General features: G+C 60.2%; 29 protein-coding genes and 1 tRNA gene. 20 read left to right on the forward strand and 10 right to left on the reverse strand.

What is annotated here, in order from left to right; translation table 11 throughout:
* Positions 1 to 55: 55 nt before the first annotated feature.
* From soxZ to QTA57_RS11585, 5 genes are all read right to left on the reverse strand, one after another.
* Positions 56 to 385, reverse strand: coding sequence for a thiosulfate oxidation carrier complex protein SoxZ (soxZ, locus tag QTA57_RS11565; RefSeq protein ID WP_145208004.1), 330 nt, complete (start codon positions 383 to 385; stop codon positions 56 to 58).
* 22 nt (positions 386 to 407) lie between these two features.
* Positions 408 to 830, reverse strand: a complete 423-nt coding sequence (soxY, locus tag QTA57_RS11570) for a thiosulfate oxidation carrier protein SoxY (protein ID WP_290151564.1) — start codon at positions 828 to 830, stop codon at positions 408 to 410.
* 28 nt (positions 831 to 858) lie between these two features.
* Complete coding sequence (gene soxX / locus QTA57_RS11575) at positions 859 to 1,332, reverse strand: sulfur oxidation c-type cytochrome SoxX (RefSeq protein ID WP_290151565.1); 474 nt, start codon at positions 1,330 to 1,332, stop codon at positions 859 to 861.
* A gap of 126 nt (positions 1,333 to 1,458) precedes the next feature.
* Positions 1,459 to 2,034: a thioredoxin family protein gene (locus tag QTA57_RS11580; RefSeq protein WP_407933474.1), complete on the reverse strand. Its 576-nt coding sequence runs from the start codon at positions 2,032 to 2,034 to the stop codon at positions 1,459 to 1,461.
* A gap of 36 nt (positions 2,035 to 2,070) precedes the next feature.
* Positions 2,071 to 2,811: a cytochrome c biogenesis CcdA family protein gene (locus QTA57_RS11585; protein WP_290151566.1), complete on the reverse strand. Its 741-nt coding sequence runs from the start codon at positions 2,809 to 2,811 to the stop codon at positions 2,071 to 2,073.
* Positions 2,812 to 2,858: 47 nt separating this feature from the next.
* On the opposite strand from QTA57_RS11585, the gene QTA57_RS11590 reads away from it, so the two are divergent.
* From QTA57_RS11590 to QTA57_RS11625, 8 genes are all read left to right on the forward strand, one after another.
* Positions 2,859 to 3,272 carry a thioredoxin domain-containing protein gene (locus tag QTA57_RS11590; protein WP_290151568.1) on the forward strand — a complete coding sequence of 138 codons (414 nt, stop codon included), beginning with the start codon at positions 2,859 to 2,861 and terminating at the stop codon, positions 3,270 to 3,272.
* A 179-nt stretch (positions 3,273 to 3,451) separates the two neighbouring features.
* Complete coding sequence (locus QTA57_RS11595; RefSeq protein ID WP_253261211.1) at positions 3,452 to 3,754, forward strand: ArsR/SmtB family transcription factor; 303 nt, start codon at positions 3,452 to 3,454, stop codon at positions 3,752 to 3,754.
* A 43-nt stretch (positions 3,755 to 3,797) separates the two neighbouring features.
* Positions 3,798 to 4,853 carry a YeeE/YedE family protein gene (locus QTA57_RS11600; protein ID WP_290151570.1) on the forward strand — a complete coding sequence of 352 codons (1,056 nt, stop codon included), beginning with the start codon at positions 3,798 to 3,800 and terminating at the stop codon, positions 4,851 to 4,853.
* Between the two features lie 202 nt (positions 4,854 to 5,055).
* A tRNA-Thr gene (locus QTA57_RS11605) sits at positions 5,056 to 5,131 on the forward strand.
* A 489-nt stretch (positions 5,132 to 5,620) separates the two neighbouring features.
* Positions 5,621 to 6,949, forward strand: a complete 1,329-nt coding sequence (gene tig / locus QTA57_RS11610; RefSeq protein WP_290151571.1) for a trigger factor — start codon at positions 5,621 to 5,623, stop codon at positions 6,947 to 6,949.
* Between the two features lie 143 nt (positions 6,950 to 7,092).
* Complete coding sequence (locus QTA57_RS11615; protein WP_171558951.1) at positions 7,093 to 7,557, forward strand: hypothetical protein; 465 nt, start codon at positions 7,093 to 7,095, stop codon at positions 7,555 to 7,557.
* Between the two features lie 236 nt (positions 7,558 to 7,793).
* Positions 7,794 to 9,323 carry a hypothetical protein gene (locus tag QTA57_RS11620; RefSeq protein ID WP_290151572.1) on the forward strand — a complete coding sequence of 510 codons (1,530 nt, stop codon included), beginning with the start codon at positions 7,794 to 7,796 and terminating at the stop codon, positions 9,321 to 9,323.
* Positions 9,250 to 9,711, forward strand: coding sequence for a hypothetical protein (locus QTA57_RS11625; RefSeq protein ID WP_145208130.1), 462 nt, complete (start codon positions 9,250 to 9,252; stop codon positions 9,709 to 9,711). Before QTA57_RS11620 ends, QTA57_RS11625 begins: the two co-directional genes overlap by 74 nt.
* A 119-nt stretch (positions 9,712 to 9,830) precedes the next feature.
* Here the strand turns inward: QTA57_RS11625 and rplI are convergent, their stop codons facing one another.
* Genes rplI through rpsF form a run of 3 tightly spaced genes read right to left on the reverse strand, consistent with a single transcriptional unit; the run spans position 9,831 to position 11,125 of the window.
* The gene (rplI, locus tag QTA57_RS11630; RefSeq protein WP_290151574.1) at positions 9,831 to 10,514 is read right to left on the reverse strand and encodes a 50S ribosomal protein L9; all 684 of its coding nucleotides are present in this window, start codon (positions 10,512 to 10,514) and stop codon (positions 9,831 to 9,833) included.
* 12 nt (positions 10,515 to 10,526) lie between these two features.
* Positions 10,527 to 10,754 (reverse strand): 30S ribosomal protein S18, encoded by a 228-nt coding sequence (gene rpsR, locus QTA57_RS11635; RefSeq protein WP_135372649.1) that lies wholly within the window; start codon positions 10,752 to 10,754, stop codon positions 10,527 to 10,529.
* Between the two features lie 17 nt (positions 10,755 to 10,771).
* Positions 10,772 to 11,125 (reverse strand): 30S ribosomal protein S6, encoded by a 354-nt coding sequence (gene rpsF, locus QTA57_RS11640; RefSeq protein ID WP_145208134.1) that lies wholly within the window; start codon positions 11,123 to 11,125, stop codon positions 10,772 to 10,774.
* A 322-nt stretch (positions 11,126 to 11,447) separates the two neighbouring features.
* Between rpsF and QTA57_RS11645 the strand changes: the two genes are divergently transcribed.
* Both QTA57_RS11645 and QTA57_RS11650 read left to right on the forward strand, forming a co-directional pair.
* Positions 11,448 to 12,047, forward strand: a complete 600-nt coding sequence (locus tag QTA57_RS11645) for a YceI family protein (protein ID WP_171558956.1) — start codon at positions 11,448 to 11,450, stop codon at positions 12,045 to 12,047.
* Positions 12,048 to 12,150: 103 nt separating this feature from the next.
* Entirely contained in the window at positions 12,151 to 12,513 is a 363-nt protein-coding gene (locus QTA57_RS11650; RefSeq protein WP_290151579.1) for an MmcQ/YjbR family DNA-binding protein, read from the forward strand.
* 28 nt (positions 12,514 to 12,541) lie between these two features.
* Here QTA57_RS11650 and QTA57_RS11655 read toward each other — a convergent pair whose 3' ends face one another.
* Positions 12,542 to 13,765: a cytochrome b/b6 domain-containing protein gene (locus tag QTA57_RS11655; protein ID WP_290151581.1), complete on the reverse strand. Its 1,224-nt coding sequence runs from the start codon at positions 13,763 to 13,765 to the stop codon at positions 12,542 to 12,544.
* A 144-nt stretch (positions 13,766 to 13,909) separates the two neighbouring features.
* On the opposite strand from QTA57_RS11655, the gene fabD reads away from it, so the two are divergent.
* The 3 genes from fabD to fabG are packed head-to-tail and all read left to right on the forward strand — an operon-like array spanning position 13,910 to position 16,162.
* Positions 13,910 to 14,851, forward strand: a complete 942-nt coding sequence (gene fabD / locus QTA57_RS11660) for an ACP S-malonyltransferase (protein ID WP_290151582.1) — start codon at positions 13,910 to 13,912, stop codon at positions 14,849 to 14,851.
* Between the two features lie 57 nt (positions 14,852 to 14,908).
* Positions 14,909 to 15,403, forward strand: coding sequence for a ubiquitin family protein (locus tag QTA57_RS11665; protein WP_290151584.1), 495 nt, complete (start codon positions 14,909 to 14,911; stop codon positions 15,401 to 15,403).
* A gap of 21 nt (positions 15,404 to 15,424) precedes the next feature.
* Positions 15,425 to 16,162 carry a 3-oxoacyl-[acyl-carrier-protein] reductase gene (gene fabG, locus QTA57_RS11670; protein ID WP_290151585.1) on the forward strand — a complete coding sequence of 246 codons (738 nt, stop codon included), beginning with the start codon at positions 15,425 to 15,427 and terminating at the stop codon, positions 16,160 to 16,162.
* 164 nt (positions 16,163 to 16,326) lie between these two features.
* Here the strand turns inward: fabG and QTA57_RS11675 are convergent, their stop codons facing one another.
* The gene (locus QTA57_RS11675; protein WP_145208146.1) at positions 16,327 to 16,716 is read right to left on the reverse strand and encodes a VOC family protein; all 390 of its coding nucleotides are present in this window, start codon (positions 16,714 to 16,716) and stop codon (positions 16,327 to 16,329) included.
* A gap of 587 nt (positions 16,717 to 17,303) precedes the next feature.
* Between QTA57_RS11675 and QTA57_RS11680 the strand changes: the two genes are divergently transcribed.
* From QTA57_RS11680 to cysE, 7 genes are all read left to right on the forward strand, one after another.
* Entirely contained in the window at positions 17,304 to 17,537 is a 234-nt protein-coding gene (locus QTA57_RS11680) for an acyl carrier protein (RefSeq protein ID WP_145208148.1), read from the forward strand.
* A gap of 483 nt (positions 17,538 to 18,020) precedes the next feature.
* A complete protein-coding gene (fabF, locus tag QTA57_RS11685) occupies positions 18,021 to 19,277 on the forward strand; it encodes a beta-ketoacyl-ACP synthase II (RefSeq protein ID WP_290151587.1) in 1,257 nt (418 codons plus the stop codon).
* 4 nt (positions 19,278 to 19,281) lie between these two features.
* On the forward strand, positions 19,282 to 20,448 hold the full coding sequence (gene mltG / locus QTA57_RS11690) for an endolytic transglycosylase MltG (RefSeq protein WP_290151589.1): 1,167 nt from the start codon (positions 19,282 to 19,284) through the stop codon (positions 20,446 to 20,448).
* Between the two features lie 259 nt (positions 20,449 to 20,707).
* Positions 20,708 to 21,082 (forward strand): hypothetical protein, encoded by a 375-nt coding sequence (locus QTA57_RS11695; protein WP_290151591.1) that lies wholly within the window; start codon positions 20,708 to 20,710, stop codon positions 21,080 to 21,082.
* A 145-nt stretch (positions 21,083 to 21,227) separates the two neighbouring features.
* On the forward strand, positions 21,228 to 23,441 hold the full coding sequence (locus tag QTA57_RS11700) for a baseplate megatron protein TIM-barrel domain-containing protein (protein WP_290154882.1): 2,214 nt from the start codon (positions 21,228 to 21,230) through the stop codon (positions 23,439 to 23,441).
* Positions 23,434 to 24,141, forward strand: coding sequence for a DUF2793 domain-containing protein (locus QTA57_RS11705; protein WP_290151593.1), 708 nt, complete (start codon positions 23,434 to 23,436; stop codon positions 24,139 to 24,141). Before QTA57_RS11700 ends, QTA57_RS11705 begins: the two co-directional genes overlap by 8 nt.
* A gap of 83 nt (positions 24,142 to 24,224) precedes the next feature.
* The gene (gene cysE, locus QTA57_RS11710; protein ID WP_290151595.1) at positions 24,225 to 25,043 is read left to right on the forward strand and encodes a serine O-acetyltransferase; all 819 of its coding nucleotides are present in this window, start codon (positions 24,225 to 24,227) and stop codon (positions 25,041 to 25,043) included.
* Positions 25,044 to 25,094: the final 51 nt, after the last annotated feature.

Here is a 25,094-nt window from a genome sequence, read left to right on the forward strand (position 1 = left end):
CCCAGTTTTTTTGTGTTGATCCTGGCCATGTCCATCCTCCCTCGATGGCCGCGCGTCAGTTGACGGCGATATCAGCGGTTTCCTCGTAGACCGACCCGTCGTCGTCATACCAAGTGAAGGTGAAGGTGCCGCTTTCGGGGACCACAGCTTCGAATTGGAAATACGGGTTGGTCGATACCGAGGGCTCGATCGTGACATCCAGCACCGTCTCGCCGTTAAAGCTGCAAACGAAGCGGTTGATGATCGAGCGGGGGATCAGGTTGCCATCTCCATCGCGGCGTTGGCCTGTCTCCATCGGGTGGCTGATCAAGGTCCGGATCGAGATCGTCTCGCCAGCGGAAGCTTCGCGAGGAACCCGAACCCGGGGTGTTACGTTTTCTGCCATTTTTAGTCTCTCCTCGCCCGGCTCAGCCGCCGCAACCGCCAATTGTCACACGCACATTCTGGCGCGCCATTTGATAGGTGCCGTCCCGCATACGGGCGACGGCGATCACATCTTGCTCACCAGCCAGGCGAATCCGGGTCGAGGCCGCGGAGGAGCCTGAGAGCGGGCCGAAATTGAACGTGGCCACATCCGGGTTCGGATTGCCGGGGGCGAAGACGATGATCGACTCGGCGCCGGGGGCGTCGACTTCAATTGGCACCGTGTTGCCGTTCTCGGCGATCTCGGGCGCGATCAACGTGATCCCATCGGAGCCCATCTCGGCGCCGCCGGTGAAGGCGCTGATGGCGTCATCGACCGCATCGGCCTGAGCCAGACCGGGAAGGGTCGCAAGGGCGATGGCGGCGGTCAGCGTTGTGCCGACGAACTGCCTACGAGTGAATGTCATGCTCTGATCTCCTTTTCCTGCCCGCCGGTCACTCGGTGAGCAATTGTAGATATGCCACGATGTCTTCGACATCTTGCGCTGTGAGGATTGGGTCCACCGGCCCCTCGGCGGCGCGGCCAGTATAGCCGTTGCCGGGCCGAATGAAGCCATCGGTTCGATAGAAAGACGGCATCATACTGCCCGGGAAGGCGTTCTTGGCGTCGACGATGATCCCGCGCAGCGCTGCGACATCCCATCGATCGCCGGCCCCGTCGAGCGATGGCCCGACCTCTCCGTGGAACGGAAACTCTTCCAAAGCGGTGATCTGGTGGCAGGCAATGCAATTGCCCAAGCCGCGATCGGTCATCACTTCGACGCCGCGCTCAGGGTCACCGGGCTGACCGGTGAGCGATGCCGCGATATCTCCGTATTCGTTTGTTATGACGTCCGATGGCGCGATCACATCGGCGTTTAGGGTTGTTGCGGCCATAATTAGAGCGGCCGCCAACAGCGAATGGCGCATCACTTTGATTTCCTCCCTTAGACGAGTCGGTCGTCTATGGTATACCGTAGCCAGACCGACCCCCTCCTTGCAACAACACATTTGATTTTTTGCATATGAGGGTCGTGTGCCCTTGTTTTTCGATGCTCAGTTGTCCTGAGACAGTTGGGTTTGCAGCATCCGGGCGTGATAGCGCTGGAAATCTTCCTCGCTGTCGTAGCCTTTGTCCAACACCCAGGTCAGCATGTTGAAGGTTGTCCAACGCTCAAACGCGCCGGGCATGGTGACAACGGCGGCCTCGGTGGCCGTCAGGTCCTCGGGCACGTCCTCCGGGAAAAACAGGATCGTCGGTGTAAACAGGGTGCGCCAGCGCCGCGCGGCATCGCGCTCGCTCATCATCTCGCCGTCGAAATCAGTCACTTCGGTCGAGCCGTGCATATTGATGCGCACGAAAAAGAAATCCTCGGTCAGCATCTGCTCGATCTCGGGAACGACGAAGACCTCTTCATGCATCTGCGTGCAGTAGATGCAGCCGCGCTGTTCAATGATGATCGCCAGCCGCTGACCATTGGCATTCGCTTCGTCCAGATCTTCGCGCAGATCGCGGAATGTGTCATTCAGCCAGGGCGCGATATGCAGCCCATCATCCCCAACGGCTTCTGCCTGAACCATGACGGGGCTCACCGCCAGCATCGCCGCCGCAATCATCGCTCGCATCCACATGGCAAACCTCCTCCTGAATTGCCGTCCGGTCGATCCTCATCCCATCGTCCGGAACACCTCGAAATTCTCAATCATCCACTGCCCGATATAGAGCAGCCCATTGGTGGCGATGAGCACGCCGAACAGAATCAAAAACGCCCCCATCGTCTTCTCCACCGCGCCCAGATGGCGACGGAACCGCCCCATCAGCACCATGAACGGCCCGACGAAGGCAGCGGCACCAATGAAGGGCAGGGTCATGCCCAGCCCATAGGCGGTCAGCAGCCAAGCCCCTTGGCTCGCGGTATCGGTGCCCGCCGCAGTGAACAGGATCGCGGCCAAGACCGGCCCGACGCAGGGCGTCCAGCCAAAGGCGAAGGCCAATCCGATCAAATACGCGCCCCCGAGGCTGAGATTGGACATGCTGCTGGTGTCGGCCTGCCACTGCCGGTTCAAAATCCCGATTTTGAACACCCCAAGGAAGTGCAGACCCATGACAATGATCAGCCCCGCCGCGATCCAGCGCAGGATGTCGAACCAATCCCGCAAGACTTGCCCAAAGACCGAGGCAGAGGCGCCAAGCCCCACAAAAACCGTCATAATACCCGCTGCGAAGATGCAGGCGGCAAAGATCGCGCGGGTCCGCACTGCCGCCGTAACCGGCGCGCCATTGGCGACCTGCGCGGCGCTCACACCCCCAAGATAACTGAGGTAAAACGGCACCATTGGCAGGATGCAGGGCGACAGGAAGGACAGAAGCCCGGCTAGAAACGCACCCGTTGTCGTGATATCAAACATGCGTTACCTACGTGACTTCACATTCAAATATTCATATTAGAGATAATATGTCGATCCGGTCAATCATCCCTTTTCTAATTCGGCTGTGCCTTGTCACGGTCGTTCTTGGTGTTGCCGGTGTGGCGGCGCCACGCATCGCCCAGGCCGAGATGACATTGGTGATGGTGGAGGAACCCGGTTGTATGTGGTGCGCGCGCTGGCGCGCGGAGGTCGGGCCGGAATATCCGATTACACCCGAAGGACTCGCCGCACCGTTGCACAGGGTCACGATGGGCGCGCCCCAAATCGATGATCTGACCTTGACCAGCGCGCCGGTCTACACCCCCACCTTTCTCTTGATTGATGAGGGCCAAGAGGTCGGGCGGATCGAAGGCTATCCGGGAGAGGAGTTTTTCTGGTGGCAACTTGGACAACTCTTGGATCGAGCCGATCCTGATTGGGCCACACCGACGATTAATTGATTAAGGGAATAGGACGTTTTTATTGACCTCTCAGCCCCCATATCCCATGTCTCAGCCGGAAAAAGGGACTGCCGATGACTGAGAACACCGACATACACAGCGCCGTCGCGATGGATCGTGCGATCCCGCCAAGCGGGGAGACTGCGATGTCGACGATTCTGCCTGACCTCGACGCCACGATGGACGAAGCGACGAAGGCCCGGATTCGCGCCAATGCGCAGACCGCGTCGGATTTTCTGAAAGCGATCAGCCATGAGGGTCGTTTGATGATCCTCTGTGCCTTGGCCAATGGCGAACGGTCGGTCACTGATATCGAGCGGCTCTTGGCCTCACGCCAAGCGGCGGTGTCGCAACAGCTCTCCCGACTGCGGCTGGAAGGGCTGGTGACGGCCCGCAGAGAGGGCAAACAAATCTTTTATCGTTTGACAGATGATCGGGCGCGCAAGATCATCGAACAAGTCTACGAGTTGTTCTGCACCTAAGATCGTCAGTTGAGAGACCTGCGGTCGGTGCATGGGAGGGAACGTGCTCGACCTTATCTCTGAGGCGCAGCTTGTGCTGCTTATTGGGCTTGTGGGCGGTGTCGTCCTGGGCCTTGCGGCGCGGCTGGGTCAATTCTGCACGCTCGGCATGATCGAAGACGTGCATTATGGCGATGACCGGGGCCGCCTCTGGATGTGGGTGGCGGCGCTGGGCGTTGCTATGCTGGCCAATTTTGGCGCGAGCGCCGCGGGCCTGATTGACCTGGGCCAGACGATTTACCTATCGAACCGGTATTCGGTTTTCGGCGCGATCCTTGGTGGCCTCTTGTTCGGCTATGGCATGGCCCAGGCTGGCAATTGCGGCTATGGGATGCTCGCCCGGCTCGGCGGCGGCGACCTGCGGGCGCTGATGATTGCGCTGGTGATGGGCGTTGCGGCCTATGTGACGATCAGCGGGCTCTTCAGCCCGATCCGCGCCACGCTCTTTCCAACCATTCCGGAGCCCGATACGGCAACGGGCTATGCCCATATCCTGTCGGGCACCTTCGGGGTCTCGCCTGCGGCGATCGGGGGCGTCATCGGCGCGGTCTTGATCGTGGCCGCGCTGCGATGGATCGGGCCGAGGGACCGCCTTCCGCGCTTGTTCTGGGGCGCGATGGTGGGCCTCGCGATCAGTTCGGGTTTTGTGGGGACCTATTGGGTCGCCACCCATGGGTTCGAAGCGCTACGGATCGGCTCCCACACCTTTACCGCGCCGATTGGCGATGCCATCCGTTATGTGATGTTCTCCACAGTTCTGGCGCCAAGCTTTGGAATCGGGTCCGTCCTTGGTGTGGTGATGGGCGGCTTTATCGGTAGTGTGATCCGCGACGGGTTCCGATGGGAAGCCTGCGAAGACCCGCGGGAGTTGAAACGCCAGTTGGCAGGCGGCGCACTCATGGGCGTCGGCGCCGTCCTCGCGGCCGGGTGCAGTGTGGGGCAGGGGCTGTCAGCCCTGTCCCTTCTTTCGATCACGGCCCCACTGGTCGCTGCCTCGATCTGGGTCGGAGCCTGGCTTGGACTTCGCCATTTGATTGTTGGATTGGTCTCGGCCAATTGAGGCGTGTCAAGAATGTCGCCAACGGATACGACGTCGAATTCCGCAAACGCTCTTTTGATTGAGAGAGCCTGTGGGTGAGTACCATCGAGTCTGTGAGCTTGTTCGACGCCTTGTCACAAGGTGCAATTTTATGCGTTGCATCCGCATGGTTTTGGTTGCTATATCCGCGCCACGTTCTGCGAAAGAGACCAAAGAACGGTTCGCCCCTATAGCTCAGCTGGTAGAGCATCTGATTTGTAATCAGAGGGTCCGCGGTTCGAGTCCGTGTGGGGGCACCAATTCATAGCCTCGATATATGCTTCCTAAAATATCTTTATTTCAATGGGTTACCTGTCTGAGTAACCTCGAAGCTTCGGTCATGGGGCTCTGAATACGACGGCGCGGACACGCGGCCGAGTTCGGGGGCACACGTTTTGCAAGTATAGAGGACCCTTTCGCAGCAACTCATAGCGAGTCACTACGATTTTCGAGGATGTGCGTGGGCTCCCTGTTTTGGCCGAACCTGTGGATCAAGTTGAACGCGTCTCTGGCGGCGTCCGAGTCATCTTTGAAGGCTGACAAGTAAGTCATGCTTGAGCGTTCTTCTCTGCCTCTTTGGTGTTCTGCGGAGGCTGACAAGGTCCGATTGCTCTCGGCTCGAACTGTCATACTCACGCTGTCTTCGCCCTTGTTTTCGGGGTTGAATGCCCCCGTTGCCACCACTAGTAAGGCGCAAATTCTTTGAGGGTGCCACCGCCGGTGCCCATGTCACCTATGTGAGGACCCCTATGAACGTCACCGAGACGCTGAACGACGGACTGAAACGCGCCTATGAGATCACCATCACGGGTGCTGAGCTGGACGCGAAGGTGGATGAAAAACTGGCCGAGGCGCAGCCCGAGGTCGAGATGAAGGGCTTCCGCAAAGGCAAAGTGCCGATGCCGCTGCTTAAGAAACAGTTTGGTCAGCGTCTGATGGGCGAGGCGATGCAGGAAACCGTCGATGGCGCGATGCAAAGCCATCTGGAGGAGAGCGGTGATCGCCCGGCGATGCAGCCCGAGATCAAGATGGTCAACGAAGACTGGAAAGAGGGCGACGATATCGTCGTCGCGATGTCTTACGAAGCGCTGCCCGAGATCCCGGATGTGGATTACAAGAAGCTGACGCTGGAGCGGCTGGTTGTGGCCCCGGGCGAGGCGGATGTGGAAGAGGCGCTTGGCAAGATTGCCGAGAGCGCACAGAACTTCGCAACCAAGAAAGGCAAGGCTGCCGATGGCGATCAGGTTGTGATCGATTTCCTTGGCAAGGTCGATGGCGAGGCGTTCGATGGCGGCGCGGCCGAAGACTATCCGCTGGTCCTGGGCTCAAACTCCTTCATCCCGGGCTTTGAAGAGCAGTTGATCGGCACCAAAGCCGGCGAAGAGAAAGACGTCGAGGTGTCCTTCCCCGAGGAGTACCAGGCCGAGCATCTGGCGGGCAAAGCCGCCGTGTTTGAATGCAAGGTCAAAGAGGTCAAGAAACCGGTCCCTGCCGAGGTCAACGATGATCTGGCCAAGCAATATGGGGCCGAGGACTTGGCGGCGCTGAAAGGCCAGATCGCAGAGCGGATGAAAGCCGAATACGCGGGCGCGGCCCGGCAAGTGCTGAAACGGCAGCTCCTGGATCAATTGGATGCGCAGGTGGCGTTTGACCTGCCGCCGTCGCTGGTCGATGCGGAAGCCGGTCAGATCGCGCATCAGCTGTGGCATGAGGAAAACCCTGACGTGCAGGGCCATGACCATGGTGAGATCGAAACCACCGATGAGCACAAGAAACTTGCCGAGCGCCGGGTGCGCTTGGGCCTGCTTCTGGCCGAACTGGGGCAGAAGAATGACGTGCAGGTATCCGATTCCGAGATGACCCAAGCGATCATGAATCAGGCGCGGCAATATCCAGGCCAGGAACGTGAGTTCTTTGAGTTCATTCAGCAGAACCAGCAAGCACAGCAACAGCTGCGCGCGCCGCTGTTTGAAGACAAGGTTGTCGATTTCGTGTTCGAGATGGCCGATGTTGCAGAGAAAGACGTCTCGAAAGATGACCTGCAAAAGGCCGTCGATGCGTTGGAAGACGAAGCTTAAGCGACGCTTCCGTTCTCAAAATCAATCAAGGCCGCCTGTTTGGGCGGCCTTTTTTGTTGGGATTTTCATCAATTTAAGACAGGAAAGTTGCAAACGAAATTATTTTTCGACAGGATCATCGCAAAATAGTTTGCGAGGGTTCCATGCGTCTGTTCTTGTCTGTTCTGCTTCTTTCCTTTGGTCTCGTCGGCACGGCAATTGCCTGTCCGCAACCGCAACAGGCGGTGCAAAGTTTCAGCTATACCGGTGACTTTCTCTGGCAGCCGCGAACCCACAACGTGACGGCAGGGGGCGATGTCAATCTTGAGCGGTGTCGATTGGCGCCGACGACGATGCGCGGGTTCGTCATTGCCCAGCCTGATTTCTCATTCCAGTTGAATGGTATGTCGGGCTACGATCTGGCGATCGACGTGTCCGAGGCAAATTGCGACACCGTTTTGTTGGTGCGCGATGCCCGCGGCAACTGGATTTTCGATGACGATAGCGGCAGCGGGTTGAATGCGTATATCCGTTTGAGCCGCCCTGGCAACGGGCGCGTTGATGTTTGGGTCGGGACATATGATCGATCCTTGTGCGATGCGCGGCTCCGCGTGGAGACCTGGCGCTAATCCTCGAAAAAACGGATCTCGCCTTAGGTTTTTTCTATGCCTTTGGCGGGAACCTGCCTATCCTCCACGCACGCCCAGTTCGGGCGGTCCGACCTCGTGCCCGGTTTGATGTTTATTGACCTCATTGCATATGGCTGCGGCATGGCGACCGGGCATTTGACCTTCATCCCGACCGGGGGTCTGCGCGCCCTGGGCCGGATGTTTGATGTAGACACGGCAAACGGGAGGGAATTGATATGAGATTATTCCTCGCCAGTATTTTTCTATTTTTTTCGATGGGCGTGGCCGCGATGGCCTGTCCGAATTATCAGCTCGCCAGCGGCGCGTTCAGCTATACCGGCGACACGCTTTACACCCCCACCACCTTCGGTGTGCAGGCCGGTGGGCCGAACGCACTCTCCAATTGCGGTTTGGGCGGTTTGGGCTCCGGGTATTTCCGCTCGGCACCGGATTATTCCTTTGATTTGAGTGGCATGGACCCCTACCGGTTGGTCATTGATGTAGACAGCCAATGCGATGCAGCGCTTTTGGTGAATACGGCCAACGCGCAATGGCTGTTCGATGATGACAGCAACGGAAATCTTGATCCGCGGATCGAACTGACCAATGCGGCACAGACCAACGGGCGCGTCGATGTTTGGGTCGGTACCTTTGGTGGCGGTTCCTGCAGTGCAACAGTGACTTTGGAGACTTTCTTCAACCAAGCACCAGCCCCGGCCCCGGCACCCACGCCGCTCCCGGCCTCTTGCCCGACCTGGAACTTGCAAGGTGCGCAGGTGACACTGACGGGCCAGCAGCTCTACACACCGCAGCGCTTTGGCGTGCAGGCTCAAGGTGGCACGGCCGCGTCGTCTTGCGGCGAGTTCCAAGGCACCGGGTATTTCAGCGCCGCGCCGCAATATTCGTTCTATCTCAGCGGGATGGACCAATACCGGCTTGATCTGGATGTGGTGGCCGATTGTGACACCACGCTTTTGGTCAACACCGCCGATACGGTTTGGCATTTCAACGATGACGGCGCGGGCTATCCGAACCCGAGCCTGAGCTTGACCGGCAGTCAGGCGTTGAATGGCCGGGTCGATGTCTGGGTTGGCAGCTATACCGGCCAAAACTGCAACGCGACGCTGAATATGGAGACCTTCTTTGCTTCGGCGCCGCAGCCCCAACCGCAACCACAACCCGCGGGTGGCTGCCCAACCTTCAACATGTCGGGGCAGCAACTGACCCTGACCGGTCAGCAGCTTTACAGCCCGCAGGCCTATTCGGTGCAAGCTGGCGGCGGAACTCCGGTGAGCAACTGCAACATCGGGGCAGGCGGATATGCCAATGCGGCGCCGCATTACACCTTCTTCCTGAGCGGGATGGAGGAGTATCGTCTGGCCATCGATGTGGACAGCCAATGCGACTCGACGCTGATCGTGAACGCGGCCAACGGCCAGTGGTTCTATGATGATGACAGCAATGGCAATCTGGACCCCCGGATGGACCTGCGGGGTGCGAATTTGCTCAACGGCCGAGTCGATGTTTGGGTCGGAACATTTGGCGGAGGTGCTTGTCCTGCCACGCTGGGAATATGGAAACTTGGTTTAACTGAACGGGTGTTCCGAACGGCGGTTTTGCTGCGGGGCATGTCCGCGGTAAGACCGCCCCTTGGGGCGGTGTTTTCACTGAAACCAAGAATGGAAGACTTACATGAAACGCTTAATTGCGGCCGTTTTTGTGCTATTTGGCCTGGCCGTGCCAGCTTTGGCTTGCCCGACATTTGATACAACCGGGGCAACCTACACCCTGACCGGGGATCAACTCTACAGCCCGCAAAGCTATTCTGTTGTTGCGGGTGGACCGAACCAGCTGCGCAACTGCGGCTTTCAGTATTCCGGCAGTGTGATTTCGTCCCCCGATTTCTCGTTCTATCTGAGCGGGATGGACAATTACCGTCTGGAGATCGAAGTGACATCCGCCTGTGACACGGTGCTTTTGGTCAACTCGGCCAACACCACCTGGTTCTTCGACGATGATTCCCGTGGCAATCTTGACCCAGTGATCAACATCCGTGGCGGCGAGCATCTCAATGGCCGGGTCGACGTTTGGGTCGGCACCTATAATGGCGATTATTGCGACGCCACGCTTGAGATGGAAACCTGGAACAACTGATCCGGGCCGACAGCATCTGACAAAATTGGAAAACCCGCCACGATGGCGGGTTTTGCTTTTTTCCTGGGCGCACTCTTCTGTGGGTAGCGCTTCGCCGGGCATGAAAAAACCGCGCCGGGTCAGGGCGCGGTTTTCGATTTCGGGTGACCGATAGGATCAGGCGGTTTCGTCGCCGTCTTCCTCAGTGGCCTCGTCTGCCAAGGTCTCTTCAGCACTCTCGGCGGGGCTTCTTCCAACTCATCGAGCTGTGCAGCACCGATATCGTCGAAGAGTTCCGCGATCTCGAACTCGGCAGCCGCTTCTTCTTCGGCGGCCAGTTCCTGGATCGATTTGCCCGAGGCTTGCAACTCGGCCTCTTCGGTCGAGCGGGCCACGTTCAGAGTGATGTCCACCTCGACCTCAGGGTGCAGGACCACATGCACGGTGTGCAGGCCCAGCTCTTTGATCGGGCGGGCCAGTGCCACCTGTTTGCGGTCAATCGTGAAGCCATCTGCCGTGGCGGCTTCGGCCGCGTCGCGGGTGGTGACAGAGCCGTAAAGCGCGCCGGCGTCAGAGGCCGAGCGGATCACGACAAACTGCTGACCGGCGAGCTTTTCGCCCATCTTGTCGGCTTCGGCCTTGGTTTCGAGGTTCTGCGTCTCAAGCTGAACTTTCTGAGCCTCGAAGGCTTTCAGATTCGCTTCATTGGCGCGAAGGGCCTTTTTCTGCGGCAAGAGGTAGTTGCGCGCATAGCCCTGCTTCACAGAGACCACATCGCCCATCTGACCGAGTTTTGCCACACGTTCTAGAAGGATAACGTCCATTGGTCAGTCTCCTTATTTCACGGCGTAGGGCAGGAGGGCCAGGAACCGCGCGCGTTTGATGGCCTGGGCCAGTTTGCGCTGGTTCTTGGCACCGACGGCGGTGATCCGCGACGGCACGATCTTGCCACGCTCAGAGATGTAGCGTTGCAGAAGGCGGGTGTCTTTGTAGTCGATCTTCGGCGCGTTATCGCCCTCAAACGGGTCGGATTTGCGACGGCGGAAAAACGGTTTTGCAGCCATTGGTCTAGATCCTTCCCTTAGCGGCGCTCACGGCGGTCGCCGCGTTCGTCACGTTTTTGCATTTGGACCGAGGGCAACTCGGCATGTTCGTCGACCTTGATGGTCAGAACCCGCATCACGTCATCATGCAGACGCATCAGGCGTTCCATTTCCTGCACAGCGGGGGCCGGTGCGTCGGAACGCATATAGGCATAGTGGCCTTTGCGGTTCTTGTTGATCTTGTAGGCCATGGTTTTGACACCCCAATACTCGTGATCCACGAGGGTGCCGCCATTGTCGGTCAGCACGGTGCCAAAATGTTCGATGAGGCCTTCGGCTTGCGTGTTGGACAAGTCCTGACGCGCAATCATCACATGCTCATAGAGCGGCATGTTATCTCCAGTTCATATCAAAGCGTGTTTCAAAGACCGGGGCGTATCCTCCGCCCCCCGGTCACGAGAGACCACGCCGGTGCAAAGCAACGACGGAGGAAGGGCGTCTTATACAGGCGTTCGGCCATGATGCAAGGGGTTTGGCCGCGTTTTGGGTATCGTCTCAAGGGTGCGTTTTGGGTGTGCCGCTCTTGGTTTTTCGGCGGTTTTTTGCCCGTGCGCCCACGCACACAGAGTGTTGAGACAGCTTGAATTGCCATTTCTGTGGAAGACCCGAGTTTTAGACCTACGTGAATTCGATACGCCAGGGAGTCATATAACCATGAAACGCCTTCTTTCCTCCGCTGCGGTTTTGGCCGCGTTGTCTGCAACCCCCGCTTTGGCCGATGCCGAGCTTTACATGCTTGATGCCTCGCACAGCCAGATCGTGTTTAGCTGGAACCATCTCGGTCTTTCGACCACCTATGGCATGTTCTCGGGCTTTGAAGGCGAGATCATGTTTGACGCCGATGCGCCGGAAAACTCGTCCGTCTCGGTCGCGATGCCCACCACCTCGATGTTCACCGGTTGGGAAGCGCGCACCGCGCATATGCTGAGTGATGATTTCTTCGCCGCTGCCGAGGGCGACATGATCAGCTTTGCCTCCACCGGGATCGAGGTGACCGGCGATGATACCGCGCTGATCACCGGCGATCTGACGATTGGCGGCGAGACCGTCGAAGTGGTGCTGGACGCCGTGCTGAACTCCGCCGGGCCAAGCCCTTTGCCGCAGATGAACGGCGCGTTGGTGGCCGGATTTGACGCCACCACAACCCTAAGCCGGACAGAATTCGGTCTGGGCGCGTTCACGCCCTTTGTGGGCGACGAGGTGACGGTTCAGATTTCGATCGAATCGATCCGCGCCGAAGATATGGAAGGCTAAGCGCGGCCGACACTCACGGGCTTTGGGGCCGCCCTTTCGGCAGGGCGGCCCATTTTTTGTGGATCCGCCCATGGCAAACTGGACGGAGTGATAGGAGGCGGTGATGGCGGAACGGATCGATTGGGAGGGGATCAAGGCCTTGGCTCTGGGTCTGGACCTGCCGGAGGTTGTGGAGGCGACCAGTTGGGGCGAGCCCTGTCTCAAGGCACATGGCAAGCTTTGGGTCTGGTGGAGCCCGCATGAGGATGTACCGGTGTTCAAAGTGGATCGCGATATGCGAGACGTGTTGCTTGAAGCCGAGCCCGACCGGTTTTTCACCACCAATCATTACAAAGCGCATGCATTGATCTTGGTCCGGGTGGATCAGTTTGACCCTGTCTGGGCAGAGGCCAATTTGCGTGCGACTTGGCGGGCAATGGCGCCGAAGCGGTTTCTAAAGGCCTGGGATGCGCAGAACGGCGGCTGAGCCGCGCCGCGTTTGGCAAGGCGGACGGCTACTCGGTGTTGCGGGTCGCGGTGACTGAGACCGCGACATCGGCCCCAAATCCGACGCTGGCCTCATCCGGATAGCTCGGCCCCATCCCGAAATCACGGCGGTCGAGAGAGAGGCTGCCGGTCGCGGTGGCCGTGTCGCCCTCGATTTCCAGGGTGAAGGGCAGGCGGGCAGGGACCTCTTGGCCGACCAATGTGAGCATGCCATCGACGACATAACCGTCCTCCGTGGCCAGGATCGGGCCCGCGAATTGCGCGGTTGGAAACGCCTCGGCATTGAAGAACTCCGCCTCAAGCGCTTGCGGGGTGACGCCGCCGAGGCTGAGCGAGGGGATGGCGATGATCACCTCAACCGCGCCATGCACGCCATCGCTGGCGGTTTCGCTAAAGTCGATCTGAGCGGTCCAATCGGCAAATTGGCCGGTGACGGCACTCCCAAGTTGCTGAACCGTGATTTCCAGCGCGCCATCGGTGACCTGCCACTCCGATTGCACCTCGGCCAAGGCGGGGCCGGTGGCCTCATGATCCGATTGCAGGCCGAGCGCAGTGCCGCCCGCCAACGCCAGGGCCCAGATGCCTGCGGCCAAGCCGAAGGCCCGGCGCGATTCTGTTGCGGGCGAGTCCGGCAAATCGGCTGGAAGGTCTGGACGGCCCCGCAACATCCGCGCGAGCGTGGCGTCGCGATCCACATAATGGTGTTTTAGAGCGCCCGCGATGTGGAGAAAAATGGCGAGGGCCAAGAGCTTGGTGAAAAGCCAATGCCAGGCGGTAAAGAATTTCGCCACCGACTCGGATTGCGGCACGAACGGCAGGTTTTGGCCGAAGGGCCACCAGATCGGCGCGAAGCCGGTAGTCGCGGCATGATGGAGCCAACCCGAGAGCGGCACGATCACCAAGCTGACATAGAGCACCCAGTGTGTCGCTTCGGCCAATATTGCTTCAACGCCGTGTCCGGCATTCAGAAGCCTGGGGCGCGGTTGGACGATGGCCCAAAGGATCCGCAAAAGCGCCACGAAGAAGGCTGTCACCCCGATGGTTTTGTGCAAAGAGAAGAGCGTGGCTTTCAGGGCCAGTTCTTCGGAGGTGTCATAGGGCAACCAATTGGCAATCAGCCCGAGCGGCAGCGCTGTCAGGATCAACAGCGCGGTCAGCCAGTGGAAAAGCTTGGCGACCGAGCCGAACTGCCGGTCGGAATTGGTCCAGTGCGGGGTCTCTGAAGCCGTCATGGTTGCCGTCCTTTGCCGCCGTCCATAGGCTGAGAGATAGCGGTTAACTGAGACGGTGCAACGCACACAGGCTGTTCGCAATTGCGAAGCGGGGGCCCATAGGGTAGCCCGTTGAGCCAGATACAAGATATTGAGGAACGTCTGATGACCCGAGCTTTTATCTTCCCCGGACAGGGCGCACAGACCATCGGTATGGGGCGCGATCTGGCCGAGGCTTATCCCGGTGCCAAAGCCGTTTTTGACGAGGTTGATGAGGCTTTGGGCGAAAAGCTGAGCATGCTGATCTGGGAAGGCGAGATCGACGAGTTGACGCTCACCCGGAATGCGCAACCGGCTTTGATGGCAACCTCAATGGCGACAATGGCGGCGTTGAAGGCCGAAGGGGTCGAAGTGACGGCGGCGGCTTTCGTGGCCGGGCACTCTTTGGGCGAATACTCGGCGCTCTGCGCAGCAGGATCGCTAAGCTTGGCGGATACCGCCCGGCTTCTGCGGCGGCGCGGCGAGGCGATGCAAGAGGCCGTGCCCGCGGGCGAGGGCGCGATGGCCGCGCTTTTGGGATTGGATTTTGCGGCGGCGACGGCGGTGGCCGCCGATGCCGCCGAAACGGAGGTCTGCCAGGCCGCCAATGACAATGACCCGAGCCAAGTGGTTGTGTCCGGTCATCGCGCAGCGGTCGAGCGGGCGGTGGAGCTGGCCAAGGCGCGCGGCGCGAAACGCGCGGTGATGTTGCCGGTGAGCGCGCCCTTTCATTGCAGCCTGATGCAACCAGCGGCGGAGGTTATGGCCGAGGCGCTCAGCCATGTGGAGGTGTCGGACCCGGTCGTGCCGCTTGTGGGCAATGTGGTTGCCCAAGCGGAAAGCGCCAACACGTCAATCCGGGAGAACCTGGTCGCGCAGGTGACCGGCTCGGTACGCTGGCGTGAAAGCGTGCTTTGGATGGCGGCAAACGGGGTGACCGAAACCTGGGAGATCGGCGCGGGCAAAGCGCTGTCGGGGATGGTGCGGCGGATCGATCGCAATGTCGCCATCCGGCCCGTGGGCACACCCGATGAAGTGAAGGCCGCCGTGGAGAGCCTCAATGGTTAAACGCGCTCTGATTTGGGGGGCGCGATCGCTGCGGTGATTGTGGCAACGGCGGGGTTGATGATTTTCGCAACCGCGGGTGCCACGGTTTTCAGCGTTGAGGGCGACCGGCTCTATATGTCCGGCCCGATGACCGGGGCCAGCCCCGAGCGGTTTGAAATGTTGGTGGAGCAGCATCCGGGTCTGACCACGGTGGTGTTCGGTGATATGGCGGATGTGGCGGACATCACAGCCCTGATCCAGAACGGCTATCGCATTCGCGGCTTGGGCTTAGCGACCGAGGTGACACCAGGCGCGCGGATCGAGGGGGATGCGGTTTGGCTGATCCTTGGCGGTGTCGAGCGGCAAATTGGGGACCGCGCCGAGATCGTTTTGCGGGATTGGGGCGGTGCCGCGCTGGACAGGGAGGCCGCGGCCCATGAAGAGCGGCGGCGCTATGTGGCCGATATGTTGGGCGACGACGCGTTCTATTGGCGGAGCCTGGACGGGGCCGCGAGCGGTCATGTGATGACAGGCCTTGAGATCGAAGACTTTGGGCTAGCCACGGATGGCTGAGCCCCGCGACAGGAGTGAGATATGGCAGATTTGACAGGCAAATGCGCGTTGGTAACGGGTGCCTCGGGCGGGATCGGCGCGGATATCGCGCGAGCGTTGCATGGGGCCGGCGCGACGGTGGGTTTAAGCGGGACGCGGGTCGAGCCGCTAGAGGCGCTTGCGGCAGACCTTGGGGAACGCGCCCATGTCTTACCCTGCAACCTGAGCGATGCGGAGGCTGTCGAAGCGCTGCCGAAACAGGCTGTCGAGGCGATGGGATCGGTCGACATTCTGGTCAACAATGCCGGGATCACGCGCGACAATCTGTTCATGCGGATGTCGGATGAGGAATGGGCCTCTGTGCTGGAGGTCAACCTAACCTCGACGATGCGGCTCTGCCGTGGCGTGCTCCGAGGCATGATGAAGGCACGTTGGGGCCGGATCGTGAATATCAGTTCGGTTGTGGGCGCGACTGGCAATCCGGGGCAGGGGAATTACGCCGCGTCGAAGGCGGGCATGATCGGCATGTCGAAATCGCTGGCATATGAGGTTGCGTCGCGGGGGATCACCGTGAATGCGGTGGCACCCGGTTTCATTGAGACGGCGATGACCGACAAGCTGACCGAGGATCAGAAGGGCAAGATCCTGGCGCAGATCCCGGCGGGCCGGATGGGCGTACCGGGTGAGATCGCTGCCGCGGTGCTTTATCTGGCGAGCCCCGAAGCGGGGTATGTCACCGGAACAACCCTGCATGTGAATGGCGGGATGGCGATGCTCTGATCCTGCATCGCGCCAGCAGCGGTTGAGCTTGTTGCTGGCGCGGTATCGGCATGAAAGCCGCCAGTCGCAGCCGCCATTCTTTCAGATGGCAGAGAAAAAAACGGCGCTCTCACACTCGCGCAATGCGGTAAGGATTTGAGAGTGCCGAACGCCATCAACCACGATCAGTCCGCATCGCCAAAGTAAACAAAGCTCATCTTGTTGCCGTCAAGATCACGGACATAGGCTCCGTAGAAATCAGGCCCATATTGCGGACGCGGCCCCGGCTCCCCCTCATTGGTGCCACCAGCAGAGAGTGCCGCTGCGTGGGCCGCCTGCACTTCGGCCTCATTCTCGCATCGCAGGCCGACCATATTTCCATTACCTGGCGTTGCTGCTTCCTTGTTAAACGGCGGCGTCACCCAAATCCGCCCGCCGCCCCGTAGACGATAGCAAAAACCATGGGGCATGAACTCCATGGCCACGGTTCCCCCAATGAGGGGCAAGACAGCATCAAAATAAGCTCTGGCCTTTGCTACATCATTGGACCCGATCATCACATAATTCAGGGACATTTTAAGCCTCACCTAAAATGGAACATATGCGGAACACATGACATCCCATCGTCTAGAGCACAACCCATGATATACCCGGTGTGATCTCGATTTTGCGCCTATAAATCATGCTTCCCAAGTTCTCTTGATGACATAACCGAACCTGTCAGAGCGGTTTGCAATACACTGCCGGCAAGGTGGAAATGAGCGCCCGCGCTCTGCCCAAGGACAGGTGCCGACAGTCATTGGTCGCGCAGCCTAAGGCGAAGTGGGCTCAAGGCGGTTCTGGATATTTGGACCTCGGTACCCCATGTTTGGCATCTGACAGCGGGGCGGGCGCCCGAGGCGAGTCGCGGTATCGCGGAGCGGCTCGGGTTTCTAAAGCACCGTATTGCAGGGGAAAGAGGTTGATAACCGCCCGAGGAGGGGATTGAAAAACCAAGACCTGCATAGTTGCCTTCGCGTCGGAGTGTGCTATAGGCGGCGCAGATTTGCCGGGGGGCGGAAACGCCTGACGGATGGGGCCGGGAAACCGGGCCAGAAACCGCCAGATGGCGAAACGAAATGCGGCGGGGCATGTGCCTGCCCGTAACGGATGAGGAAAGATTATGAGCGACATCGCAGATCGCGTGAAGAAAATCGTCGTCGAGCACCTGAGTGTGGAAGAGGATAAAGTGACCGAGAATGCGTCGTTCATCGACGATCTGGGCGCAGATTCGCTCGACACCGTTGAGTTGGTGATGGCGTTTGAAGAAGAGTTCGGTATCGAGATCCCCGATGATGCGGCGGAAACGATCCAGACTTTCGGCGATGCGGTGAAATTCATCAAAGAAGCTCAGTAATCTGTTCCGGCCCTCTGGGGCATAACAGTTTTTGTGAACAGCGCGCCCACGGGGGCGCTGTTTTCATTTGTGCGGGTCAGAATTTTGCTGCGTCATCTTAACTGTTGAGTGTATATCTCCTCCGCGCTCGGCAATCGGCCCTTGGTCAAAAACGCAGCGCGCTTTCTGTTTCAGAAGCAAGTGTTGCGCACAGCGATTAAGACCGCTTGGAGAGCGTCAGCCGTTGAAAAACATGCCGGACGGTGTTGGAACGGCCCTTGCCAAGCGTATCGTAGGTATTTGTATTGAAACACTATCTCTGAACCGCAGGGTGTGGCAGCTGCTCCAGCTATGAGCACCGTGCAAAGGCGTGGCGCTTTGGCTGGGCGCGCTCTGATCCGTCGCATCTTGCCGGGTTACGGGTCGTCGCGCGCGAGGGATTGCGCCTGGGTCCGCTGACACGGTATCAGGTGGCGGATTGCGCTAAAGAAAGAGGGGCAGATCATGCGTCGAGTGGTTGTCACGGGGCTGGGGCTGGTTACGCCATTGGCATGTGGAGTGGAAGAAAGCTGGTCACGGCTTTTGGATGGGCAGTCGGGCGCGGGTTCGATCACCAAATTCGACACCACCGGATTTGCCACCACCTATGCTTGCGAAGTGCCGCGCGGCGATGGCTCGGACGGGACCTTCAATCCAGACGATTGGATGGAGCCGAAAGAGCAGCGCAAGGTCGATGAATTTATCCTCTACGGCATGGCGGCCGCGGATCAGGCGGTGAAGGATGCCGGTTGGACGCCGGAAGATCGGGAGAGCCTGGAACGCACGGGCGTGATGATTGGATCTGGTATCGGCGGTTTGAATTCCATCGCCGACACCTCGATCACGTTGAACGAGCGTGGGCCGCGGCGCGTGTCGCCCTTCTTTGTGCCGGGTGCGTTGATCAATCTGGTCTCTGGCCAGGTCAGCATTCGCTATGGCTTCAAAGGGCCGAACCATGCGGTGGTGACGGCGTGTTCCACAGGTGCCCACGCCATCGGCGATGCGGCGCGGCTTATCATGCTGGATGATGCTGATGTGATGATCGCAGGCGGCGCGGAAAGCCCGATTGGGGCGATTGGCGTGGCCGGTTTCAACGCTTGTAAGGCGCTCAGCACCAAGCGCGGCGATGAGCCGGAGAAGGCCAGCCGCCCTTGGGATGCCGATAGCGATGGGTTCGTGATGGGCGAGGGCGCAGGCGTTGTCGTGCTGGAAGAATATGAGCACGCAGTGGCGCGTGGCGCGACGATTTACGCCGAGATTCTTGGCTATGGCCTGTCGGGCGACGCGCATCACATCACCGCGCCGCCGCCGGATCATGAAGGTGCGGAACGGGCCATGCGGGCGGCGTTGAAACGCGCCGGGCTGGAGCCGTCTGCGGTGGATTACGTGAACGCGCATGGCACCTCGACCATGGCCGATACGATCGAGTTGGGTGCGGTCGAGCGGCTGATGGGGGATCATGCGGGCGATCTGCTGATGTCTTCGACGAAATCCGCGACCGGGCATTTGCTGGGCGCGGCAGGCGCGATTGAGGCGATTTTCGCAATCTTGGCGCTGCGCGATCAGGTGGCGCCGCCGACGATCAATCTGGACAATCCAGCCGCCGAGACAGCGATCAACCTCTGCGCCAACACCAAGGTGGAAGGTGAGATCAACGTCGTGCAGTCCAATTCCTTTGGCTTTGGCGGGACCAATGCCTGCCTGATTATGGGGAAAGTCTGATCACATGTGGAAACACATCGCCGCGAACGGGCTGAGTTTTCTGATTGTGGCGTTTATCGCCTTTGCGGGGGCGATTGGCTGGGGGCAGCGGGAGTTTACGACTGAAGGCCCGCTGGAGCAGGCGATTTTCTTCGAGGTCGAACGCGGCGCGAGTTTGCGGGCCGTTTCGGAGGACTTGGCCGAGGACGGTGCGATTTCAAGCGCGATGATCTTTCGGCTGGGGGCGGATTATACAGGCCAGGCGGGCGAGTTGCGGTTCGGCAATTACGAGATCCCGGCCGGCGCCTCGATGGTCGATATCCTGGAGATTGTGACCTCTGGCGGGGCCTCGACCTTCCGTTACACCGCGACATTCGTGTTGCGCAATCAGGGCACCGGCGAGATCCGGCTGCGGGAGCGAGTGCCGGGGACGGGCGAGATCGTGGAACTCGCAACCTTCGCTTATGAAGAAGAGGTGCCGGAGGTTTATCGCGAGCTGACCGGGAGCGATGCGCGGGTGGTCTATCGCGTTTCGGTGCCCGAGGGGCTGACCAGCTGGCAGATTGTCGAGGGGCTGAACCAGGCGGAGTTTTTGAGCGGCGAGGTGCCAGAGTTGCCCGATGAGGGGACGTTGGCACCGGACACCTATGAGGTGACGCGCGGGGCGGATCGGCAGGAATTGCTGGATCAGATGGTCGCCGCGCAGCAGGAGATTTTGGCTGCGGCCTGGGCCGGGCGGGCGGATGACGTGCCGCTGGACAGTGCTCAGGAAGCGCTGATCCTGGCGTCGATCATTGAGAAAGAGACCTCGGTGCCCGATGAGCGGGGGGCGGTGGCGTCGGTTTTTGAGAATCGTTTGAATCGCGGGATGCGGCTGCAGACCGACCCGACGGTGATTTATGGCGTGACGAATGGGCGGGGTGTCTTGGGCCGGGGCATTCGGCAGAGCGAACTGCGCGATGATAATCCGTGGAACACCTATGTGATTGATGGGTTGCCTGTGACACCGATTGCGAACCCGGGGCGGGCGGCGATTGAGGCGGCGGTGAACCCCGATGCGACAGATTACATCTTCTTCGTTGCTGACGGGACCGGTGGGCATGCCTTTGCCGAAACCCTTGATGAGCATAACCGAAATGTCGCGCGCTGGCGCCAGATTGAGGCGGAACGGGACGCGGCGGCGACCGAGTAAGCGTTGCAGGCCGGGCGAGGGGCCAGCCCCTCGCGCTCCCCGGGATATTTGTTAAGCAGAGAAGGCGAGGTTAACAGAGTGTGAGTGCGTACGCACTTCGTTAACCCTTTGGAAATAAAAAACTTATTGACTATGCGAACGGTCTCTGGCATCACTTGTGACATGCTGGAAGAAGTGGGTAAGCGGCCCGGGAGGTAATCCCCGTGGTCGCTTTTTCGTTTCTGCTCGTGCGGGGTTTCAAGCACGGGGATTTTTAAACATGTCAGCTATTACTCACGAAACACCGGCTTCGGAAACGGAGCGGCAGGCGGCGGCGCGGGCGGAACGGGTCGTGTCGCAGGCGATGAAGGCCTTTGAAGTGACGCTGGAGGCTCTGGAAGCAGCGGTGGATGCGCTGCGGGCCGAGGCAGCGACGGGGGAACAGGCGGTCTCGAAAGACCTCAAGGCGATGAATGCCGCCTTCCTGTTCGCTCTTCAGATGGAGGAGAAGGCGCGTGCAGCAGGAGACAAACATGGAGCCGGACCAGGGGCCGGACAGCTCGACCTCGACGCCGCACGAGCCGAGATCGACCTCCGCCTGGCTTGCCTCAGAGCCGCCCGAAGTGGTGGAGGCGTTTCTGGCAGGGCTGAGTGATGAGGCCTTGGCGGCCTTGCCCTATATCTTCGATATCTGGGCTTTGCCGCATCAGGTGCCGCCGGAGGGAGATTGGCGGACCTGGGTGATCTTGGGCGGTCGTGGCGCGGGCAAGACCCGCGCCGGGGCCGAATGGGTCAGATCGATGGTTGAAGGTGGAACGCCGGGAGTGCCGGGACGGCCACGCCGCGTGGCCTTGATTGGCGAGACCTATGATCAGGCCTTGGCGGTGATGGTGAAAGGGGAGAGCGGGCTATTGGCCTGCTCTCCACCTGATCGCCGCCCGCGATGGGTGTCGGGCGAGCGGATGTTGGTCTGGCCGAACGGCGCGGAGGCGCGGCTTTACTCGGCGCATGATCCGGAAGCGCTGCGCGGGCCGCAATTTGATGCGGCCTGGGTGGATGAAATCGGCTGTGGCGCGGTCGACAAGGGCACCAATCAGCCGAACAAGTTCCTGGATCCGAAGAGTTCGGAAAGCACGTTGCCCTATTTTTCTAACGGGCGGCGCGATGATCTGATCCAGGCGCAATATCTGCGCGCGACTATGGCCTATTGGACCAACCCGGCGAACAACCCGACGTCCGACCAATATGATGGCCCGATGATCGACGTATCCAAGGCGCATGTCTGGGCGTGGGATGCGCGACCCTGGCCGGCATTTCCAAATGATCTGGCCCAGTGGAGCGATGGGGCGAACCATGGGCGCGGGCATTGGATAACCGGACGCTCTGCCGGGCAGCCACTTGCGATGGTGGTGGCCGAGATTTGCGAGAGCAGTGGGGTGACCGACTATGACGTCTCGCGCCTGTTTGGATTTGTGCGGGGTCATGTGTCTTCTGATGTGGAGACGCCCCGGGCGCGGTTGCAGCCCTTGATGCTGGCCTATGGGTTCGGTGCCGTGGAGCGGGATGGGAAATTGGTGTTCCAACACCTTCCGGACCTGCCAGGCGCCGAGATCGCGGAGAGGGATACCGCCGCCGATGAGGATGGCGCGGCGGGCATGCGTTTGACCCGCGCGTCTGAGGCGGAGACGGTTGGTCGGGTGCGGGTTGGGTTTACCGAGGCTGATGGCGCATTTGAATCCCGGGTGGCCGAAGCGATCTTCCCGGATGACGCAGATATCGGCGTGAGCCAGAGCGAGTTGCCATTGGCGTTGACCCAGGCAGAAGCGCGCGGGATTGCGGAGCGGTGGCTGTCGGAGGCTCGGGTTGCGCGCGACACGGTGGCGTTTGATTTGCCGCCGTCGCAGCGCGCGCTGGGCGCTGGCAACATGGTGGCGCTGGAGGATGGGTCGACCTGGCGGATCGACCGCGTGGAAGATGTGGGCGCGCGCCGGATTGAAGCCGTGCGGGTGGAGCCAAGCCTTTCGGAGGCATCGGATGCGACTGATGCGCCGGTGGAACAGCAGGCCTTCGTGCCGCCCTTGCCAGTGCAACCGATGTTTATGGATTTGCCACTTCTGACGGGCGATGAGGTGGCGCAGGCCCCGCATCTGGCGGTGGCGGCCCGACCCTGGCCCGGGCAAGTGGCGATGTACTCGTCAAGCACCAATAGTGGGTACAAGCTCAACCGACTGATCCAGATTGGATCGGTTATTGGACATCTGAAGACACCCCTTCTTGCCGCCAAGCCAGGTCTTTGGGACCGCGCCACGCCAGTGCGGATCACGATTGGATCGAGCGGCGCTCTGTCTTCGACGGATCTGGCGGGCGTTTTGAACGGGGGCAATGTGGCGGCGATTGGTGCTGGAGACAGCGGCCCGTGGGAGATCATCCAGTTTGCCAATGCCGAGATGGTGGCCCCGAATGAATGGGCGCTCTCGATGTTGTTGCGGGGCCAGGCGGGAACCGATGGCGTGATGCCGGATGTTTGGCCAGACGGCAGCTTCTTTGTTGTGTTGGATGGACGGCCCGAGCAGATCGAATTGCCCAGTTCGGCCCGAGGTTTGGAGCGGTACTACCGTGTTGGCCCGGCGCAGCGGTCGCTGAGCGACGAGAGCTATCAAGAGCGCGTTTTGGCCTTTGATGGGGTCGGGTTGCGGCCCTATGCACCGGCGCATGTCAGGGCCCGGCGGAGTGGCGCTGGCTTGGAGGTCAGCTGGATCAGGCGAACCCGGATTGATGGCGACAGCTGGCAGGGCGCGGAGGTGCCGCTTGGCGAAGATATCGAGGCCTATCTGATCCGCGTCTCGGACGCTGACGGGCTGAAGCGCGAGGCGACGGTGAACACGCCGAATTGGACCTACAGCACCGCCGAACGCACCAGCGATAGCACGACACCACCCTTTGACATTCAAGTCGCGCAAGTGTCCGGCCGCTTCGGCCCGGGCCCCTTCACAAGGATCATGATCGATGACTAACACACCACAACTGAACTTGCCGCTTTTGAGCCCGTCTCAAGCACAAAAACATGTCACCGTGAACGAAGCCTTGTGCCAGTTGGACGGGATGGTGCAACTGCGCTTGATCTCTGTCACGCAGAGCACGCCGCCGGTTCTTGCGGAGGACGGCGATTGTTATGGCGTGCCGATCGGGGCCACCGACGCATGGTCCGGTCAGGTCGGTGAGATCGCAATCTATGTCAACAATGGCTGGGATTTCATCTCACCGCAGCAAGGATTCCGCGCCGTGATTTTGGATCAGGGCGTGTTGGCGATGCATGATGGCGACAGCTGGCGCGATGGCGCGGTGACGCTGACGCAGAATGGCGCTGGGATGGCGTTGCGCTCGGTTGAGATCGATGTGCCGATCACCGCTGGGCCGGCGGTCACCACGCCGGTGATCTTTCCAGAACGGTCGATTGTCTTTGGCGTCACGGGGCTTGTCACGCAGGCGCTTGGCGGAGCCACGACCTGGCGCTCGGGCGTCGCAGGCGATGCGCAGCGTTATGGTTCGGGGCTTGGCGTGGCGCAGAATTCTTTTGTGTCTGGCCCGTCGACGCCGACGGTCTATTGGACGCCGACCGAGTTGCTGATCAGCGCGGATGGGCCGGATTTCACGGGCGGAACGGTGCGCTTGGCGGCCCATTACGCGATGCTGTCTTTGCCCAATTGGGTTTGATGATGGGGCCCATCACGGTTTCTTTCTTGGGCTTGCCTTCCTATCTGGTATAAAGGATCGGCAGAGCCTTGAAGGAGACCGCCATGGCGGAGCGTCAGTCACATATCGCGGAGATCGATCCAGTCTGGACCCGGATTACTGCCGAGGCGCGCGAGGCCGTGCAGGCGGAGCCGCTCTTGGGCGGGCTGGTGCATGGCACCGTCCTTCATCACGGAACATTGGAGAAAGCGCTGGCCTATCGGGTGGCGCAAAAACTGGCCTCCGGCGATATGTCGGAACAGATATTGCGCGAGATCGCTGATGAGGCCTTTGCCGCCGATCCAATGCTTGGGGTCGCGGCGCGCGCAGACATCGTTGCGGTTTATGAACGCGACCCGGCGTGCCATCGGTTTTTGCAACCTTTGCTTTATTTCAAGGGTTTTCAGGCAATCCAAGCCTATCGCATCGGCCATTGGCTATGGCGCGAGGGGCGGAAGGATTTCGCCTATTTCATCCAGATGCGGGTGAGCGAAGCCTTCGGGATCGATATCCACCCGGCGGCGCGGATCGGGCAGGGGATCATGATCGACCACGCCCATTCCATCGTCATCGGTGAGACGGCGGTGGTCGGCGACAATGTCTCGATGCTGCATTCGGTGACGTTGGGCGGGACGGGCAAAGAAGAAGAGGACCGGCATCCGAAGATCGGCGATGGTGTTCTGATCGGGGCGGGCGCGAAAGTGCTTGGCAACATCCATGTCGGCAATTGCTCTCGCGTCGCGGCGGGGTCGGTTGTGTTGGAAGATGTCCCGGCCTGCAAAACGGTTGCTGGCGTGCCGGCGAAAATCGTTGGCGAGGCAGGGTGTGATCAGCCGTCCATGTCGATGGATCATCTGCTGCCTTGTGGCGGATCATCGGATTAAAGGCGCCACATAATATATTGATGATAAAGAAAAGCGGCACCAGATGGGTGC

The organism is Fontisubflavum oceani, assembly GCF_030407165.1.
In the GTDB taxonomy this organism is placed as follows: Bacteria; Pseudomonadota; Alphaproteobacteria; order Rhodobacterales; family Rhodobacteraceae; genus Rhodophyticola; species Rhodophyticola oceani.